This window comes from Marinobacter sp. HL-58 (assembly GCF_001314605.1).
Lineage (GTDB): Bacteria > Pseudomonadota > Gammaproteobacteria > Pseudomonadales > Oleiphilaceae > Marinobacter.
This window is the reverse complement of the sequence record NZ_LIHP01000011.1, coordinates 72,710-88,586: the sequence shown is the minus strand read 5'-3', so window position 1 is coordinate 88,586 and position 15,877 is coordinate 72,710. Positions and strand designations below refer to the sequence as shown.

The 15,877-nt window shown below is 59.0% G+C and carries 16 protein-coding genes; 6 read left to right on the top strand and 10 right to left on the bottom strand.

From position 1 onward, the window contains the following. The first annotated feature begins 65 nt into the window (after positions 1 to 65). The 3 genes from HLUCCO03_RS09520 to trmB all read left to right on the top strand — a co-directional run bounded on the left by HLUCCO03_RS09520 (position 66) and on the right by trmB (position 2,753). The gene (locus HLUCCO03_RS09520) at positions 66 to 320 is read left to right on the top strand and encodes an accessory factor UbiK family protein (RefSeq protein ID WP_027830782.1); all 255 of its coding nucleotides are present in this window, start codon (positions 66 to 68) and stop codon (positions 318 to 320) included. A 58-nt stretch (positions 321 to 378) separates the two neighbouring features. Further along, entirely contained in the window at positions 379 to 1,902 is a 1,524-nt protein-coding gene (locus HLUCCO03_RS09515) for a YifB family Mg chelatase-like AAA ATPase (RefSeq protein WP_027830783.1), read from the top strand. A gap of 134 nt (positions 1,903 to 2,036) precedes the next feature. Then, positions 2,037 to 2,753: a tRNA (guanosine(46)-N7)-methyltransferase TrmB gene (trmB, locus tag HLUCCO03_RS09510; protein ID WP_027830784.1), complete on the top strand. Its 717-nt coding sequence runs from the start codon at positions 2,037 to 2,039 to the stop codon at positions 2,751 to 2,753. Between the two features lie 16 nt (positions 2,754 to 2,769). Here trmB and HLUCCO03_RS09505 read toward each other — a convergent pair whose 3' ends face one another. The 10 genes from HLUCCO03_RS09505 to HLUCCO03_RS09460 all read right to left on the bottom strand — a co-directional run bounded on the left by HLUCCO03_RS09505 (position 2,770) and on the right by HLUCCO03_RS09460 (position 11,861). After that, a complete protein-coding gene (locus HLUCCO03_RS09505) occupies positions 2,770 to 3,303 on the bottom strand; it encodes a hypothetical protein (RefSeq protein WP_027830785.1) in 534 nt (177 codons plus the stop codon). Beyond that, complete coding sequence (hemW, locus tag HLUCCO03_RS09500) at positions 3,303 to 4,457, bottom strand: radical SAM family heme chaperone HemW (protein ID WP_051603762.1); 1,155 nt, start codon at positions 4,455 to 4,457, stop codon at positions 3,303 to 3,305. The genes HLUCCO03_RS09505 and hemW overlap by 1 nt, the downstream gene beginning before the upstream one ends. Before the next feature lie 2 nt (positions 4,458 to 4,459). Next, entirely contained in the window at positions 4,460 to 5,071 is a 612-nt protein-coding gene (gene rdgB / locus HLUCCO03_RS09495; RefSeq protein ID WP_027830787.1) for an RdgB/HAM1 family non-canonical purine NTP pyrophosphatase, read from the bottom strand. Further along, positions 5,071 to 5,526, bottom strand: coding sequence for a DUF4426 domain-containing protein (locus HLUCCO03_RS09490; protein ID WP_027830788.1), 456 nt, complete (start codon positions 5,524 to 5,526; stop codon positions 5,071 to 5,073). The genes rdgB and HLUCCO03_RS09490 overlap by 1 nt, the downstream gene beginning before the upstream one ends. Next, positions 5,523 to 6,125: a methionine biosynthesis protein MetW gene (metW, locus tag HLUCCO03_RS09485; RefSeq protein ID WP_027830789.1), complete on the bottom strand. Its 603-nt coding sequence runs from the start codon at positions 6,123 to 6,125 to the stop codon at positions 5,523 to 5,525. The genes HLUCCO03_RS09490 and metW overlap by 4 nt, the downstream gene beginning before the upstream one ends. After that, positions 6,122 to 7,270: a homoserine O-acetyltransferase gene (locus tag HLUCCO03_RS09480; protein ID WP_027830790.1), complete on the bottom strand. Its 1,149-nt coding sequence runs from the start codon at positions 7,268 to 7,270 to the stop codon at positions 6,122 to 6,124. The genes metW and HLUCCO03_RS09480 overlap by 4 nt, the downstream gene beginning before the upstream one ends. 168 nt (positions 7,271 to 7,438) lie before the next feature. Continuing rightward, positions 7,439 to 9,403 (bottom strand): dynamin family protein, encoded by a 1,965-nt coding sequence (locus tag HLUCCO03_RS09475; protein ID WP_027830791.1) that lies wholly within the window; start codon positions 9,401 to 9,403, stop codon positions 7,439 to 7,441. A 243-nt stretch (positions 9,404 to 9,646) separates the two neighbouring features. Then, positions 9,647 to 10,228 (bottom strand): YggT family protein, encoded by a 582-nt coding sequence (locus tag HLUCCO03_RS09470; RefSeq protein WP_027830792.1) that lies wholly within the window; start codon positions 10,226 to 10,228, stop codon positions 9,647 to 9,649. A gap of 23 nt (positions 10,229 to 10,251) precedes the next feature. After that, positions 10,252 to 11,085 (bottom strand): pyrroline-5-carboxylate reductase, encoded by an 834-nt coding sequence (gene proC, locus HLUCCO03_RS09465; RefSeq protein WP_027830793.1) that lies wholly within the window; start codon positions 11,083 to 11,085, stop codon positions 10,252 to 10,254. An 83-nt stretch (positions 11,086 to 11,168) separates the two neighbouring features. Beyond that, positions 11,169 to 11,861, bottom strand: coding sequence for a YggS family pyridoxal phosphate-dependent enzyme (locus HLUCCO03_RS09460; protein ID WP_027830794.1), 693 nt, complete (start codon positions 11,859 to 11,861; stop codon positions 11,169 to 11,171). 146 nt (positions 11,862 to 12,007) lie between these two features. Here HLUCCO03_RS09460 and HLUCCO03_RS09455 point away from each other — a divergent pair, with 146 nt between their 5' ends. The 3 genes from HLUCCO03_RS09455 (at position 12,008) to HLUCCO03_RS09445 (ending at position 15,857) form a co-directional block, all read left to right on the top strand. Continuing rightward, the gene (locus HLUCCO03_RS09455) at positions 12,008 to 13,042 is read left to right on the top strand and encodes a type IV pilus twitching motility protein PilT (RefSeq protein WP_027830795.1); all 1,035 of its coding nucleotides are present in this window, start codon (positions 12,008 to 12,010) and stop codon (positions 13,040 to 13,042) included. 164 nt (positions 13,043 to 13,206) lie between these two features. Then, on the top strand, positions 13,207 to 14,328 hold the full coding sequence (locus HLUCCO03_RS09450; RefSeq protein ID WP_027830796.1) for a PilT/PilU family type 4a pilus ATPase: 1,122 nt from the start codon (positions 13,207 to 13,209) through the stop codon (positions 14,326 to 14,328). A gap of 122 nt (positions 14,329 to 14,450) precedes the next feature. Further along, positions 14,451 to 15,857 carry an OmpP1/FadL family transporter gene (locus HLUCCO03_RS09445; protein ID WP_027830797.1) on the top strand — a complete coding sequence of 469 codons (1,407 nt, stop codon included), beginning with the start codon at positions 14,451 to 14,453 and terminating at the stop codon, positions 15,855 to 15,857. Positions 15,858 to 15,877 lie beyond the last annotated feature (20 nt).

Sequence of the window (15,877 nt, the reverse complement as noted above, 5' to 3'; positions counted from 1 at the left end):
CCGACCTTGGTACCGGCTCCGGCGCCGGGCAGAGTTCAAGAGCGTTCAAGCCAGTGAGGTGATTTGTGAAAGGTCCGCAGGATTTCTTTACCCAGCTTCAGGGCCAGTTTGGCCAGTTTGTCCCGGATATGGCCCGAGCGGCCCGGGAGGACTTCGAAGCCCAGGCCCGGGCCACCGTGATGACCGTGCTGTCGCGGCTTGAACTGGTGACCCGTGAAGAGTTTGATGCCCAGCAGGCCGTACTGATGAAAACCCGGGAAAAGGTGGAGGCGCTGGAAAAGCGTGTTACCGATCTGGAGAACCAGTCCCGGAACAGTTAAAGGGCAGGAAGCCCCTCAGGCGGCTGGTCCGCTGTACCCCTGACCATGGAAGGTTGTCATGTTTGCCGTAGTTCATACCCGCGCCAGCATTGGCGTATCTGCTCCGTCCGTTACTGTGGAAGTTCACCTGTCCGGTGGCCTGCCGGCGCTGTCAATCGTGGGTCTGCCGGAAACCGGCGTCCGCGAAAGCCGTGAGCGCGTGCGCAGTGCCTTGCTGAACGCCGGCTTTGAATTTCCCGCCCGCAGGATAACCATCAACCTGGCCCCGGCTGACCTGCCCAAAGAGGGAGGCCGCTTTGATCTGCCCATTGCCCTTGGTATTCTGGCGGCGTCAGGGCAGATCCCCCCTGAAAGTCTCGCACGGTACGAGTTTGTCGGAGAGCTGTCCCTTGATGGTGCATTACGCCCTCTGAAGGGCGTGCTCCCTGCTGTTCTGGCTGCCCGAAAGGAAGGCCGTCAGTTGCTGGTTCCCCAGGCCAACGCCGCCGAGGCAGCCCTGGCGAGCCAGGATGACGTTTTGCCGGCAGGCCATGTGCTGACAGTGTGCGAGCACCTGTGTGAACGGGCCCGTATTTCACCGGTGCCGGCTGCCGTGCCGGAGCAGGGGGCCCGGCCAGGTCCTGATCTGGCGGATGTACGGGGCCAGAGTGTGCCCCGCCGGGCGCTTGAGATCGCAGCCGCTGGCGGCCACAACCTGTTGATGTTTGGCCCGCCTGGAACCGGCAAGAGTATGCTCGCCAGCCGCCTGCCCGGGATTCTGCCACCGTTGACCACCGAATCCGCCCTGGAGGTGGCCAGTATCCATTCGGTGGCCGGTATACCGGTTCAGGACGGAGACTGGTGCCGGCCTCCTTACCGGGCGCCGCACCATACCGCCTCATCCGTCGCCATGGTGGGTGGTGGCAGCAGTCCGCGGCCGGGGGAAATCTCGCTGGCCCACCGTGGCGTGCTGTTTCTTGACGAACTGCCGGAGTTTGAGCGGCGGGTGCTGGAGGTGCTGAGAGAGCCCATGGAGTCCGGGGAGATCGCCATCAGCCGGGCGGCCAGGCAGGTAACCTTCCCGGCGCGGTTTCAGGTTGTGGCGGCCATGAACCCATGCCCTTGCGGTTACCTGGGGCATCCTTCGATCGAGTGCCAGTGTACGCCGCAGCAGGTGCTCCGGTATCGGGCAAAGATATCGGGGCCATTGCTGGATCGTTTCGACCTGCATGTGGAAGTGCCGGTGCAAAGTGGCGAAGTGCTGATGCAGCGCGAAGGCGACGGAGAGTCCAGTGCAACGGTGCGGGAACGGGTAAACCAGGCCCGGCAGAGGCAAATGCATCGGGGAACCGTGAACTCGTCGCTCGTGGGCAGTGAGCTTCACGATCACTGCCGGGTGGACGGGGCCGGCGAAACCATGCTGTCGTCCGCCATGGAAAGGCTGGGACTGTCTGCACGGGCGTTGCACCGTATACTCAGGGTGGCACGGACCCTGGCCGACCTTGAGGGGGAGGACCGCATCGGCAATGGTCACCTGGTGGAAGCCCTGGGTTACCGCAAGCTGGACCGGCAACAGACCAGGAACGCACAGGTCTCGGTGTAAGCGGATTCGGCCGGTCGAGGGGCTGACGGGCACAGAACGCTGGTTGTATAGTGGCGTCTGCAGCAAGTCACTCTGGTAAACTGTCGATATAACCCATTGAAGATGAACCGCGAAAGGGCGGTTGAGGACGTCAGATGACCGATCACGATGATGTTTCCGGCGATTCACCTGTCACCACACGCCGTGGCGTGCGCAGTTTTGTGCTTCGCCAGGGGCGAATGACAGAAGGCCAGAAAAAGGCCTACGAGCGCAGCTGGCCCAAATACGGACTGACCCGTGAACAGGGCATGATTGATCCGCGCCAGGTGTTCGGAAGGGACAACATGCTGAACCTGGAAATCGGCTTCGGCATGGGAAAATCCCTGGCGGACATGGCGGAAGCGGCGCCCGAGCAGGATTTTATTGGTGTGGAAGTACACCTTCCCGGCGTCGGCGCCCTGTTGAAGGAAATCGAAGACAGGGGGCTGGAGAACGTCCGGATCTACGCCATTGATGCCAACGACGTGATTGATCTGTGCCTGCCGGACGCGGTTCTGGACAGGGTAATGGTGTTTTTCCCGGACCCGTGGCACAAGAAACGGCATCACAAACGCCGGTTGATCCAGCATGACTTCGTCCAGCGTCTGCGCCACAAGCTCCGCGTGGGCGGTATTCTGCACCTGGCGACAGACTGGGAAAACTACGCGGAATACATGATGGAAATCATGAGTGAGTCCGAGGGGTTTGCCAATACCCAGGAGCCGGGCCAGTATTCTCCCCGCCCCGAGGATCGTCCCATCACCAAATTCGAGAAGCGCGGTGAAACCCTCGGCCACGGTGTCTGGGATCTGGTGTTCTACCGCACCAACTGACTGGCGGTTGCAGGCGTTACCCGTGAGCCAGCGGGTGGCGCCTGGCTGCGCGAATGATCACCAGCCCGGCAGCTCCCAGCATCAGCCCGGTAAACTTGATAAGCGCGCAGATGGTCGCAGACAGGCTGAGCACGTCTGTGGGCGGGTCCATGTTGTTCAGCAGCAGAATGTTTTCTGCGATGTCGCCGGTGCCTGCCGCCACGAACAGGGCCTTGACCCAGCGTGCCACAGTGCGTTCCCGCACGCCCGGGCGGTCGCGGGTCAGGTGACTGGTGAGAAATATCAGTGTTACCAGGTAGGCGGGGACAAAGAGAAAGTCCAGCCACAGGGAAACATGAGCCCACAGCATGCCATCCTGGCGCCAGCTGCGGATGATGGCCATGGACTGGTCGGCCGTAGCTGCCATCTGGAAACTGACCATACCCTGGGGTGCCGAGCCGGTCTGAAGTGGCTGGTTGACCAGCGTCAGAACAAGCAGCAGGGCCGCTGTTACCAGAAGGCTCAGATTGAGCCTCCTGGGAAACAGAGTGAGAAGGCGCAGCAATGGCATCAGAGGAAGCGCTCCAGCAAGCTGTTCAGGAATCGCTGACCAGATTCCGTGGTCTGTATTCTTCCCGGTTCCAGCAGATTTTCCGTTCGTAATTGGTCAAGTTTTACCGCAACTGTGCTCAGGGGTAAACCTGTACGTTCTGTAAACAGGTTTTCCGGTACCCCTGAAGTCAGGCGCAGAGCGTTCATCAGGAACTCCAGAGGTCGCTCTTCTGGCTCAATAGTCTGACTTCCGGCGGTGCGGCTGCCAATGCGATTCAGGTAGGCTCCGGGCTGACGGGTTTTCCAGAACCGCCTGATTTCGCCATTGCGCAGGGTTATCTTTCCGTGGGCTCCAGCGCCAAGTGCCAGGTAATCGCCATACATCCAGTAATTCAGGTTATGACGGGATGCCATGCCCGGCCGGCTCCAGGCCGATACCTCGTAGTCTTTGAATCCGTTCTGATGCAGGAAGTCCGAGCCCTGACGATAGATTTCCCACAGGTGATCCTCGTCCGGTAACTGCGGGGGCCGGCTGTAGAACTCGGTGTTGGGTTCGAGGGTCAGTTGATACCAGGACAGGTGCGGGGGCTCCCAGGCCAGTGCCGCTTCCAGATCAGTAATGGCCTGCTCCGGTGTCTGGCCTGGCAACCCATGCATCAGGTCAAGGTTGAAGTTGTCGAAGCCGGCGTTGCGGGCTGCCTCGATAGCCCGGTGAGCGGCCTTGTCATCGTGAATGCGGCCCAGGTCTTTCAGGCGCTGCGGATTAAAACTCTGAACGCCGATGGACAGGCGGTTGATTCCCGCCGCCCTGAAGCCCTGGAACCGGCCTTGCTCGACCGTTCCGGGATTGGCTTCCAGGGTGATTTCAGCATCGTCGGTGAACTCGAGGTGCTCCCCCAGCTGGCGGAACAGATTGTTATAGAAGCCCGGGGACATCAGTGACGGCGTGCCACCGCCGATGAACACCGTCTGGATACTGCGGCCCTGCACCAGCGCCAGGTCGCCGGCGAGATCCTCCATGATGGCCCCGAGATAATCCTCTTCCGGAATATCGCCGGTCAGCGCGTGGGAGTTGAAATCGCAATAGGGACACTTCCTCACGCACCAGGGAACATGAAGGTACAGGCTCAGCGGAGGTAACGGATTGTTCCGCCAGGTATCCGGCAGGGGCATGGTCACGCCGCCCCGACTCCCAGCTGATCAAGGAGCTGGGCAAGGGCCCGTCCGCGATGGCTGATTCTGCCCTTGTCTTCCCGGGACAGCTCGGCGGCGCTGGTTCCCGTTTCCGGCACCAGGAAAACCGGATCGTAACCAAAGCCGCCTTCGCCCCTGGGCTGCTCCAGTATGTGACCGGGCCAGCGGCCATGACAGATGACCGGTGTGGGATCATCGGCATGGCGCAGGTAGACCAGAACACAATGGAACTGGGCCGTACGCCGGGGTTCCGGTATCCCTGCCATGGCGGCCAGCAGCGCCCGGACATTGTCCTCGTCGCTGGCGGACTCGCCAGCATAGCGCGCAGAGCGCACACCCGGTTCGCCGCCAAGTGCATCCACCGCCAGGCCGGAATCATCTGCGAGCGCGGGCAGGCCGGTAATGCGGGCAGCGTGGCGGGCCTTGAGAATGGCGTTTTCCACGAAGGTAACCGCGGGTTCTTCTGCTTCGCCCACTCCGAGCTCGCCCTGGGCCACCGGCATAAGCCCCAGGGGGGCGAGCAGATCAGCCAGTTCCGCGATCTTGCCCTTGTTGTTGCTGGCAATAACCAGTCTGTCGGTGGTTTCAGTCATCAGTCATTAAAAAGCGTGTGTGTGAAACGGATGGGAAGATCCTGCTTTGCGCCCGTTGGCCTGGCGGTTACCTGGAATGTCATCAGCTCTGCATTGCTGTATTGGTATTCGGCAATGAAGTACACGGCATCGCCTTCCTGTATGCGGCGAAAAGCCAGGAATTTTGACTGCTGCACGTCATTAAGGACCTTGCCTTCCACTTGCCCTGACACCGGTTCCAGACCACCATCGTCGGTTTCCTGCATGATGGAGATGTTCACAACTCCAATGCTCTTGCTACGGTTCAGATTGTTGTCCCGGGCCACTTCCGGTGCCAGGAAGGTGCTGGGGAACACGCTCCAGTGTACCTGGTATTCGCCGAAGTTCTTCGAGCCCGCATGGCTCTGGGCGGAAATAAAAAACAGACAGGCCAGTGACAGCAGGGCAAACCAGTGGTTTTGAATCGTTTTGTTCATGAATCCTCCCGGGTTATCCGGTAAATGGCAATCTGTCCCAACATGTTGGGCCACAGGCGACTGAGCCAGCGATCCTGATGCTCACCGTCCACCACTGTACGGTTCAGAATGCGGAAGCCTTTGCGGTAACACAAGGCCTCGAAATCCTTGAAGGTACAAAGGTGGATGTTGGGGGTGTTGTACCATTTATACGGCAGAGTTTCGGATTCGGGCATACGACCTCTGCGCATCAGGTACCAGCGCAGCTTCCAGTAGGCAAAATTCGGGAAGGTAACGATGCCTTCACGACCAGCCCGAAGCATTTCATCAAGCACCATGTCGGGGCGGCGCACGGCCTGCAGGGCCTGGGTCATCAGCACTGTGTCGAAGGTGTGGTCCTCGAAGTTGCCCAGCCCCTGGGTATCCAGGTTCTGTTCGATCACGGATACGCCGCGACCTATGCAGGTGGTAATGTGGTCCTGGTTGATTTCCAGGCCAAAGCCCGTGGCCTGTTTTTCCCGTTGCAGGTAGTCCAGCAGGGTGCCGTCGCCACAACCCAGGTCCAGTACATGGCTGCCCGGTTTGATCCATTGCTCGATGATCTTCAGGTCGGTTCTCATACCCCGGCCTCCCGCGCTACGCGATCCATGTACGCTTCGAAAATGGCGGTGTATCTGGGGGTGGGTATCAGGAAGGCATCGTGGCCCCAGGGTGCGTCAATTTCCGCATAGCTGACCTTGCAGCGGGCCGAGATCATGGCGTTCACCAGCTCTTCCGAGCGTGCCGGGGTGAACCGCCAGTCGGTGCTGAAGGAAAGCACGAGGAATTCGCAGTGAGCCCCGCGCAGGGCTTTTGCCAGGTCATTGTCATGTTCATAGGCAGGGTCGAAATAGTCCAGCGCCTTGGTCATCAGCAGGTAGGTGTTGGCGTCAAACGATTCCGAGAACCGCTCGCCCTGGTAGCGCAGGTAGCTTTCCACCTGGAATTCGGCATCGTAACCGAACTTGTAAGCCTGGTCCCGAAGCTCACGGCCGAACTTTTCCCCCATCGAGGCATCGGACAGGTAGGTAATATGGCCCACCATCCGTGCCAGCATCAGCCCCCGCCGGGGCAGGGTGTTGTATTCGTAATAGCGGCCCTGGTGAAATTCCCGGTCGGACGTGATGGCCTGCCGTGCCACTTCGTTGAAAGCGATGTTCTGCGCACTCAGGCGGGGCGTGGATGCGATGACCACAGCGTGCCGCAGCCGGTCAGGATAATCCAGGCTCCACTGCAGGGCCTGCATGCCGCCAAGGGAACCACCAACAACCGCTGCCCAGCACTCTATGCCCAGCCGGTCGGCCAGCAACGCCTGGCTGTGTACCCAGTCGCGAACGGTGATGACAGGAAAGTCGGGGCCATAGGGCTGGCCGGTTTCCGGGTTGGTGCTGCTGGGCCCGGTGCTGCCATGGCAGCCGCCCAGGTTGTTCAGGCTGACAACGAAGAAACGGTTGGTGTCGATGGGCTTGCCGGGGCCGATACAGCTGTCCCACCAGCCGGGCTTGCGATCGTCCTTGCTATGGTAGCCGGCTGCATGATGGTGGCCACTGAGGGCATGACAGATCAGTACCGCGTTACTGGCATCTGCGTTGAGCTCGCCATAGGTCTCGATCACCAGATCGTAACTTTCCAGTGTCCGATTGCACGCCAGGGTGATTGGCGTCTCGAAGTGCAGTGTCTGCGGGGTGACTATCCCAACAGAATCCGTTGGCAAGGGATCGGGCATTGGCGCGACAGGTTCCTGGTTCGGTCCATAGTATCTGCTACAAGACTGAGGCAATGGCCGCGCCGGGGAGCCCACAACAAGGCAGGCTCGATGAAATGGCCGGCGGATTGCCAGCCAAGCAGTTTAAAGGCCGGCCTGCGTGGCTGCAACCGCCGATTCCGGCGCGTCTCAGACGGCGCCGGAAATGTTGACTACCTTCTGCTGGATCAGGGTTGGTGCCGGTTTGCGAATTTGCCGTTGCATGGCATCGGCCAGTTCCAGTTGTCGCTTCAGGTCGGTGATGGTGTTCTGCAACCGTTCCCGTTCGGCGCGGCTGTCACGGTCACTGCGCACCATGTCCCGCAGGCGGCGGATCTGATGTTCCAGTAACTGTTTCTGTTCCATGGAATACTGCATGATCGGCAGGAGCGCTTCCGAGGGCCAGCGCTCGACATCAGACCTTACCCGACGGTGCAGGGTGCGTGCTTCTTCCACAATGACATTGAAAAAGCGGCGAACCAGCAGCGACTGTTCCGTCAGCAGGTTTTTCGGGCTGATTCGGAACCGCCTGGCTTTCTTGCGCAGCTCCCGCACTGCAATCACATGGCGGCCGGCCCGCAGAGGGATCGGCTCCAGATGGCGCGCCCGGGTGTCCTCGTTGTAGCGCCGATAGATGGCACCCACCATTTTTTCCGCCAGCCGGCCCTCACTGAGGAGATTGGTGAGGTCGCTTTCCAGTAACTCGAAAAAGTGGTCCATGCCATGATTCATGCCGGCGGTGGTCCAGCTTTTCGACATCTTGCGGCGGATTTTCTCGGCGTGGGCCTCGAACCTGTCTTCGCTTACCAGTTCCCTGAGCATGGCACCCTGGGAATCCATCAGGCGACGGCTGGAGCGTAAGGTGATCAGCTTCTTGTAGTAGAAGTCGTAGTCACGCTGGGCGCGGTCCGCCAGACGGCGCAGAGCCTCCTTGTCCATGGTGACGCCGGAGCAGGCTTCCAGTTCCTCTTCCAGCGCATCAAGCCGGGTCTGCATCGCCGCCTGGCTGTTCTGCAGCATGCCCAGCAGATCGTTGATCAGGCTCTGGGTGATCAGCTGTTCCTTGTGCATCAGGATGCGCTGGATAATCAGCTGCTCCAGCTGGCCCAGGTTGGAACGCCCGAAAAGCTCCTCGTTGCCCTTGACCCGTGCCAGCAGGCCCTGTTTTGCCGACAGCGGGATAACGTCATTCTGGCGCATGCCCAGGTGATCGGCGGTGTAGCCGCGCACCCGGTCGATGGCCTCCTGGGTGTGTTTCTCCCCCTGCAGGTCGTCCCAGAGCACATCAATCTTGTTCAGTACTGCAAAGCGCCCTGCGCGATGATCCGCATGCTCGGTATCGATGTGTTCCTTCCAGATCGTCATGTCACTGGCGGTAACGCCGGTGTCGGCGCTGAGCAGGAAGATGATGGCATGGGCACGGGGCAGCATGCTGATGGTCAGTTCCGGCTCGGAGCCGAGGGCGTTCAGGCCCGGCGTGTCCAGAATCCGCAAACCACGTTCAAAAAGGGGATGGCGAATGCTGATCTGGGCATTGCGCCAGGCCGGAACCAGCACGTTGCCGGGCCGGTTACGATCATGCTCCAGCATGTCTTCATCGAAGCCGAGGCTGCGGGCTTCCTGGGGAGTGACACTCTTGACCCGGGCCACTTCCGCCAGCACTTCGCGCATGATTTCCGGGTCACGCTCATCCAGGTCGTGTTTGACCCAGCGCTCCGGCTGCTTGCGCAGTTGCTGCAGGGAGAGCTCGCCGGTGCGGGTTTCAATGGGAAGCAGCAGCAGGTAATTACTGTTCGAGGTGCGGTCAAAAAACAGCTCGGTCGGGCACATGGTGGTGCGGCCGGCCTGGGAAGGCAGCATGCGCTGGCCATATTCCGAGAAGAACAGGGCGTTGATCAGTTCCGTCTTGCCACGGGAATATTCGCCGACAAAGGCAATGGTGAGCTCATCTTCGATCAGCAGTTCCAGGCCATGGCGAATTCGGTTGCTGACATCATCGGAAAACAGGTCGTTGTCCTGAAGCCAAAGGCGATAGCGGCCAATCTGTCTGATCAGTTCCTTTTTCCAGCCGTGGTAGGCTTCAACCTGCTGCGACAGGGTACCTTGCTTGTTCATCGGACCATCCTTCTGCGCGACTTCCGGGCGACTGCTCTTGGCATTGGTCGGGTAAAGTTGTGGCAAAAATATAGTTAATGTTACCGCAATGTTCCGGTAATTCTGTGGGGAGCATCAAAGGCCTGAAAGCCAGTGCGTGGTGAGAGAATAAAAAAAGGCAGCTGATTCAACAAGATAAATCAGCTGCCGGGAAGGTTGTTTTATTGTCCGGATGTGTAACAGTTTGTGTTTTTGAGAGGCGGTCTACATTCCGACGATGGAGCCCATGCCGGCTGCGATTTTCATGTGATCAATCACCACAGAAATCACGTTGAGGATCAGGAAGACGATGATGGGTGACAGATCCAGCCCGCCAAGCGAGGGCATCACGCTGCGTACCGGGCGCATGACCGGCTCGGTGATCTGGGCTACCAGCTGAATGGCAGGGTGGTTGCTTTGCGGGGCGATCCAGCTCACCACCACAACGGCAATGACGGACCAGAAATAGATCTTCACGATCAGGTCCAGCACATTCAGTATCGACCAGCTCAGCAATGTAAGCGGGTTAATGGACGGAACACTGCTGTTCAGAGCAAACAGAATCAGGAAAAAGGTGATGGCCTGGATGATAACCGCCAGCACCAGGGCCGCGCCGTCAATGCCGCCCCAGCCCGGGATGAAGCGTCGCAGGGGGCGTAGCAGCGGGTTGGTTGCCTTGACTGCGAACTGCGAGATCGGATTGTAAAAATCGGCTCTCGCCAGCTGCAGAAGGAAGCGCAGCAGCACAACCGTCAGATAAAATGTTGAGGCAATAAGCAGTATGGTGATCAGAATGTCAGCCAGCATGAAGCCGTGTCTCCCGTTATCGGTTACTGTTTCTTGGCAAGTTCTTTGGCCATTTCCCCGGAGCGCTTGTAAGCGGCGGAATAGGCTTTTTTGACCAGATCCCTGAGGCCACCCTGCTCAAATGTCTGGATGGCCTGTTCCGTTGTACCACCGGGGGACATCACATTGCGTTTGAGCTGGCCCGGGTCATGCTCGCTGCGGCCAGCCATTTCGGCGGCGCCGGCCATGGTCTGGATGGCCAGTGTCCTTGCCGTTTCGCTGGCGATTCCGGCCTCGGTGGCCGCTTCTTCAAGGGCTTCGAGCATCAGGAAGAAATAGGCGGGGCCGCTGCCGGAGAGTGCAGTAACCGCATGCAGCAGCGATTCATCGTCTACCCAGAGGGCAGAACCGATGCTGTTGAAAACCGCTTCCACCATGGCCTTCTGCTTGTCTTTTACCTGGTCATTGGCATAGAGCCCGGCTGCCCCCTTGCCCACCAGAGAGGGTGTGTTGGGCATTACCCGAACCAGCGGCAGCCCGCCACCCAGCCATTCATCCAGAGTAGCGGCTTCCAGGCCGGCGGCAATCGACACCATCAGCGGGCGGGTGTTCTGCACTACCGGGGCAATATCGGAACAGACGCTGGCCATAACCTGCGGCTTCACCGCCAGTACCACCATGTCCGCCTGCTGGGCGCAGTAGCGGTTGTCGGTGGTGACACTGACGCCGAACTGCTTGCGGATGGACTGAAGATGGTTGTCGTCAGGGGCGCTGACCCAGATGTTGGCGGCCTTGAAGCCGTTGTCCAGCATGCCGCCAATAATGGCGCTTGCCATGTTGCCTGCACCGATAAACGAAATCGTTGGTGATGTGCTCAAGGTTCACTCCACGTTTGGATCAATAGTGGTCAGTTGGTGATCTGCTGGTGATGATAACAGGATCTGCGGCCATCGGCCTCCGCTTACCGGGGGCCGAACAGTGCGGTTCCGACCCGGACCCACGTGGAACCTTCCTCAATGGCCATCTCCAGGTCGTCAGACATGCCCATGGACAGGGTATCAAGGGGGCCGGAAGCAGGCGCATCCTGGCGGAGCTTTTTCAGGGCGTTCGCCAGTTTGCGGAAGCTTGCCCGGAGGTCTGCCTCCGGCTGGTCCGGGTCCGGAATCGCCATCAGGCCACGGAGTGAAAGATTGGGCATCTCTTCGATGGCATCGGCCAGTTCCGTGAGTTCCTCAAGTGAACAGCCAGCCTTGGTCTCTTCATTGTTGATATTCACCTGCAGGCAGACATTCAGCGGCGGAAGGGCACTGTTGCGCTGCTCATCCAGTCTGTGGGCGATCTTGAGGCGGTCCACGCTGTGGACCCAGTGAAATGCATCGGCAATCTGGCGGGTCTTGTTGGACTGGATCGGGCCAATAAAGTGCCACTCGATGGCATCGAGATCGGCAAGAGCCTCCATCTTGTCCATCGCTTCCTGGACATAGCTTTCGCCAAATGCGCGCTGGCCAGCATCGTAGGCCGCACGAAGGGCATCGACAGACTGTTTTTTGCTTACCGCCAGCAAATGCACGGACCCCGCCTTGCGTCCGGCCTTCAATGTTGCTTTTTGTATGCGTCGGGTTACGCTCCCGATGTTGTCTGCTATGCTGCTCATAGTGAGAATCCGCTGACTCCGGTGTGTCACTGATACGTTGACACGTTACCCGCAGGTCACTGAAATGCCAAGTGAAGCTGTTCGGGGCCTGCTGCCGGAAGCCGGCGCATACCGGGAAAAAAGAAAAAAGCCTTCCGAGGACCCCTATGGATATTACTGAACTGCTTGCCTTTTCGGCCAAACAGGGCGCATCAGACTTGCACCTTTCTGCCGGCCTTCCTCCGATGATCCGTGTTGATGGCGACGTACGCCGTATCAACCTTCCGCCCATGGAACACAAAGAGGTCCACGGGCTGATCTACGACATCATGAACGACAAGCAGCGCAAGGACTACGAAGAGTTCCTGGAGACGGACTTTTCATTCGAGGTTCCGGGCGTCGCCCGCTTCCGTGTCAACGCGTTCAACCAGAACCGCGGTTCCGGTGCCGTGTTCCGTACCATCCCGTCGAAAGTCCTGACCATGGAAGACCTGGGCATGGGCCAGGTGTTCAAGGACATCGCTTCGGTACCCCGTGGTCTGGTACTGGTCACCGGCCCGACCGGTTCCGGTAAGTCCACCACCCTGGCGGCAATGATCGACTACATCAACGACAGCCGCTACGAGCACATCCTCACCATCGAGGACCCCATCGAATTTGTGCACGAATCCAAGAAATGCCTGCTCAACCAGCGGGAAGTGCACCGTGACACCCTGGGCTTCAACGAGGCCCTGCGCTCGGCGCTGCGGGAAGACCCGGACATCATCCTGGTGGGTGAGCTGCGGGACCTGGAAACCATCCGCCTGGCGCTGACCGCGGCCGAAACCGGTCACCTGGTCTTCGGCACCCTGCACACCACCTCGGCGGCCAAGACCATTGACCGGGTGGTAGACGTTTTCCCGGCGGAAGAAAAGTCCATGGTCCGGTCCATGCTCTCGGAGTCTTTGCAGGCGGTTATTTCGCAGACTCTGATGAAGAAAATGGGCGGCGGCCGGATCGCGGCCCACGAAATCATGATTGGTACCTCGGCAATCCGGAACCTGATCCGCGAGGACAAGATTGCCCAGATGTACTCGGCCATCCAGACCGGTGGTTCCCTGGGTATGACGACCCTGGACCAGTGCCTGGAGAAACTGTTGAAGAAAGGCCTGATTTCCCGCGAAGCTGCGAGAATGAAGGCGAAAATGCCGGATAATTTCTAGAAGCTCGGAGAAGGCGCGAGGCGGGCAGGCCTTCCGGGACACGCTGTGAATACGTCCCTGTACGCTTGACAAAAACATCCCTGTTTTTGACAGTCCCGGAAGGCCTGCCCGCCTCACGCCCGCAAGCTCCGGGTGCATCAAGAACATGAAACGTAGGTGACAATATGGAATTTGAAAAACTGCTTCGTTTGATGGTGGACAAGGGCGGCTCCGATCTCTTTATAACCGCTGGTGTGCCCCCGTCCATGAAGGTAAATGGCAAGGTACTGCCAGTCACCAAGAATGCCTTGACGCCTGAGCAGACCCGGGAGTTTGTGTATGGCTCCATGAACGAGAAGCAGCGGGCCGAGTTTGAGGAAAGCCACGAGTGCAACTTTGCCATCAGCGCCCGTGGCATCGGGCGTTTCCGGGTCAGCGCCTTTTTCCAGCGTAACCTCTGCGGCATGGTGTTGCGCCGGATTGAGGTGAAAATTCCCCAGATTGACGAACTGGCCCTGCCCGAAGTCATCAAGGATCTGGCCATGACCAAGCGGGGGCTGATCATGTTCGTGGGCGCTACCGGTACCGGTAAGTCCACCTCGCTGGCAGCCATGTTGGGGCACCGAAACCGCAACAGCCGGGGGCACATCATTTCCATTGAAGACCCAATCGAATTTGTTCACCAGCATCAGGGCTGTATTGTCACCCAGCGGGAAGTGGGCATCGATACCGAAAGCTTCGAGGTGGCGCTGAAGAACACCTTGAGGCAGGCCCCGGACGTTATTCTGATTGGTGAGGTGCGTACCCGCCAGACCATGGAGTATTCGGTACAGTTCGCCGAAACCGGCCACCTGTGCCTGGCCACCCTGCACGCCAACAATGCCAACCAGGCGCTGGACCGGATTATCCAGTTCTTCCCGCCGGAGCAGCATAACCAGATCTGGATGGATCTGTCCCTGAACCTCAAGGCCATCGTGGCCCAGCAGCTGATTCCGACACCGGACGGCCAGGGCCGCAAGGCGGTTATCGAGGTGTTGATCAACACGCCTCTGGTGGCGGACCTGATTCGTAAGGGAGAAGTGCACAGGCTCAAGGAACTGATGTCCAAGTCCAACGAGAGTGGTATGCGCACCTTTGACCAGGCGCTTTACCAGCTCTATGCGGAAGGCTCCATTACGTACGAGGACGCTCTCGCCCATGCAGACTCCGCCAACGACCTGCGCCTGATGATCAAGCTGGGGGCAGACTCCCAGGGAGCTGACAAGCTGGCCTCGAGTGTCGATAAACTGTCAATCCAGGACGATTGATCGGCAGTGAGCCAAATTAGACTTTAGTATTAATTAGTTAGGGTCCCGAAATAGTAGGGTTGGCATTTGAGGCCATAGACTGACCATGCGTATACTCCGCCGTGACACCATACGGAGGATCTATGCGCACCAAAAAGTACAACCTTAACTCTGCAATCCGATATGCCACGTTTGCCGCCGCAGTAGCACCGGCCAGTGCACTTGCTGGCGGTTTCGCCCTGAACGAGCAAAGCGCCAGCGCCATGGGCGTCGCCAATGCCGGCACCGCCGCCAACCCTGAAAACGCCACCACGGTTCTGTTCAACCCTGCCGGCATGAGCCAGTTGTCTGGCACTAACCTGTCTTTCGGCGCAGCTGTACTGGATATTGATGCGGAGGCCAGGGAAGGCGCGGAAGCCACCAACCAGGTGGGTGCTCCGGTAACCGGCAGTCGGGGCGGAGACATCGCCGACCCGGCAGTCCTTCCCAACCTGTACATGACCCACGAAGTCAGCGACTCCATTGATGTGGGGTTTGGTATTCATGCGCCGTACGGTCTTGCAGCAGACTATGAGGATGACTTTGTCGGCCGCTACTTCGCCGATGAAACCGAGCTGACAGCCATCGCGTTTACGCCGAGTATTTCCGTCAGCAATGGTGAAGGCCTTTCAATGGGGGCCGGAATCAATATCATCCATGCGGAAGGCAAGCTGACGAAATTTCAGGATAATTCGGCAGTCAGTCTCTCCGGTACAGGTGATTCAAGTACTTTGGGTGACGGATATGCCGATATCGAAGGGGACGATATCGGCGTTACGTTCCGTGTAGGCTTCCTGTACGAGATGTCGGAGCGCACCCAGTTTGGCTTGACTGCCCAGACTGGCACCGAACTGAATCTCGAAGGTGATGCCGATCTGACGAATTACGTGAACCCGGGTGTCGGCATAGATACTCCGACTAATGCCTCTGAGAAAGTGGAAGTGCCATTGGCGATCCCAGAAAGCGTCACCGTGGGCGCACAGCATCAGTTAACCGATACTGTCACCCTTCTGGCCGGCGCCACCTATGCCAAATGGAGCCGGTTTGAAGAACTGGACGTCATAAGCCGTGAGACAGGTGGCGAGGTTACCCAGTCTCCCCAGGAAGGTGAGGTACTAAGCCACGTCACTGAAGAATGGGAAAACACCTGGCAGTTCAATCTTGGTGCTATCTGGCAGGCTACACCCGAGTGGGCGTTCAAGACCGGTTACGCCTTCGATGAATCTCCGGTTAATGAAGACTACGTCACCGCCCGCATTCCCTCCAATGATCGTCACTGGCTGACGCTTGGGGCACAGTGGAAGGATGAAAGCAGTGGCTGGGCCGTCGATGTGGCCGCTGGCACGCTGATCTTTGATGGTGACGCTCGGGTAGATGAGCGCAACTACCAGCACGAGAATCCTTCACAGGTCGCCGAGCTTCAACCGGGCCGGGAAGACCCGAGCAACTATCGCAGTGAATACGAGCTCGAAGCCTGGAGCGCAGGTGTGCAGGTCAGCAAATCGTTCTGATGATGCCTGCCGGAGGCTGA

Coding starts and splice junctions, on each gene's coding strand:
- HLUCCO03_RS09490 (WP_027830788.1), bottom strand. CDS start 5,526: ATGAACAAAACGATTCAAAACCACTGGTTTGCCCTGCTGTCACTGGCC.
- hemW (WP_051603762.1), bottom strand. CDS start 4,457: ATGCCCCTGCCGGATACCTGGCGGAACAATCCGTTACCTCCGCTGAGC.
- metW (WP_027830789.1), bottom strand. CDS start 6,125: ATGAGAACCGACCTGAAGATCATCGAGCAATGGATCAAACCGGGCAGC.
- HLUCCO03_RS09470 (WP_027830792.1), bottom strand. CDS start 10,228: ATGCTGGCTGACATTCTGATCACCATACTGCTTATTGCCTCAACATTT.
- rdgB (WP_027830787.1), bottom strand. CDS start 5,071: ATGACTGAAACCACCGACAGACTGGTTATTGCCAGCAACAACAAGGGC.
- trmB (WP_027830784.1), top strand. CDS start 2,037: ATGACCGATCACGATGATGTTTCCGGCGATTCACCTGTCACCACACGC.
- HLUCCO03_RS09445 (WP_027830797.1), top strand. CDS start 14,451: ATGCGCACCAAAAAGTACAACCTTAACTCTGCAATCCGATATGCCACG.
- HLUCCO03_RS09455 (WP_027830795.1), top strand. CDS start 12,008: ATGGATATTACTGAACTGCTTGCCTTTTCGGCCAAACAGGGCGCATCA.
- HLUCCO03_RS09515 (WP_027830783.1), top strand. CDS start 379: ATGTTTGCCGTAGTTCATACCCGCGCCAGCATTGGCGTATCTGCTCCG.
- HLUCCO03_RS09505 (WP_027830785.1), bottom strand. CDS start 3,303: ATGCCATTGCTGCGCCTTCTCACTCTGTTTCCCAGGAGGCTCAATCTG.
- HLUCCO03_RS09475 (WP_027830791.1), bottom strand. CDS start 9,403: ATGAACAAGCAAGGTACCCTGTCGCAGCAGGTTGAAGCCTACCACGGC.
- HLUCCO03_RS09450 (WP_027830796.1), top strand. CDS start 13,207: ATGGAATTTGAAAAACTGCTTCGTTTGATGGTGGACAAGGGCGGCTCC.
- HLUCCO03_RS09480 (WP_027830790.1), bottom strand. CDS start 7,270: ATGCCCGATCCCTTGCCAACGGATTCTGTTGGGATAGTCACCCCGCAG.
- HLUCCO03_RS09460 (WP_027830794.1), bottom strand. CDS start 11,861: ATGAGCAGCATAGCAGACAACATCGGGAGCGTAACCCGACGCATACAA.